Raw genomic sequence first — 250 nt, forward strand, 5'->3', positions numbered from 1 at the left:
ACCAGCACGCTCGCGGCCCCGGCGAGCGCTCCAGGGATGTAGAAGAGGAAGCGCAGCGCCTTGCTGACGGTCCCGGAGGACAGGCGGTGCAGCAGCAGCGCCAGACCCACCACGAACACCACCAGCGAGGCAAGCCAGAAGATGAGGTAGACCGCGACGTGGTTCACGGCGTCCATGAAGCGGAAGTCATTCGCCGTGGTGACGAAGTTGGAGAAGCCGGTGAACCTGCCCCCGGCTTCGGTGAAGGCGA

The 250-nt window shown here is 65.6% G+C and carries 1 pseudogene; it reads right to left on the reverse strand.

What is annotated here, in order from left to right:
• Positions 1 to 250 (reverse strand): annotated as a pseudogene (locus tag CCN51_RS58995) (carbohydrate ABC transporter permease); the annotation flags it as partial.

It is taken from the genome of Streptomyces milbemycinicus (assembly GCF_002154605.1).
Lineage (GTDB): Bacteria > Actinomycetota > Actinomycetes > Streptomycetales > Streptomycetaceae > Streptomyces > Streptomyces milbemycinicus.